Origin of the sequence: Streptococcus sp. C150 (assembly GCF_000187445.1) — a bacterium.
GTDB lineage: Bacteria > Bacillota > Bacilli > Lactobacillales > Streptococcaceae > Streptococcus > Streptococcus raffinosi.
The window spans coordinates 1-736 of record NZ_GL698463.1 but is presented as its reverse complement, the minus strand read 5'-3'; the positions used below and the strand labels follow the sequence as shown (position 1 = coordinate 736).

Annotated in this window: 1 protein-coding gene; it reads right to left on the bottom strand. The window is 48.2% G+C overall.

From position 1 onward, the window contains the following. Positions 1–736 (bottom strand): Ig-like domain-containing protein (locus HMPREF0848_RS10760; RefSeq protein WP_008536378.1); only part of this gene is annotated, 736 nt, incomplete at both ends.

Sequence of the window (736 nt, the reverse complement as noted above, 5' to 3'; positions counted from 1 at the left end):
CTGATGTGTTACCCGCTGCATCTGTCGCTTTGGCTGTTACATTACCTACTGGAATATCAACGGTTGGCGTGATGGTTACTTTACCATTGCTAGCAGCCGTTCCTTCACCAATCTTATTGCCGTCTTTATCGTAAAGGGCAACAGTTGAGCCTGGTTCTGCAGTTACTTCTACTGATGGCTTAGTTCCAGCTTTACCTGTAAGGTCTGTATTCACAACTGGTTTCGCTGGCGCTTCTGTATCTGCACCAGTAGTTGCCTTAGCTGGATCACTTGCGTCTGAAACATTTCCTGATGGATCTGTCGCTGTCGCTGTTACATTGCCTGCTGGAATATCAACAGTTGGGGTAACAGTTGCTTTGCCATCTGCTCCTGCTGTCGCTTCACCAATCTTGTTGCCGTCTTTATCATAAAGGGCAACAGTTGAACCTGGTTCTGCACTGACTTCAACTGGAGTCTTAGTGCCGGCTTTACTGGTAAGGTCTGTGTTCACAGCTGGTTTCGCTGGAGCTGTTGTATCTGTCGCCACTTTAGGATCACTTGCGTCTGATGTATTTCCTGATAGATCTGTCGCTTTGGCTGTTACATTTCCTGCTGGAATGTCGACGGTTGGCGTGATGGTAGCTTTACCATCTGCGCCTGCTGTCGCTTCACCAATCTTGTTGCCGTCTTTATCGTAAAGGGCAACAGTTGAGCCTGGTTCTGCGCTTACTTCAACCGGTGTCTTAGTGCCGGCTTT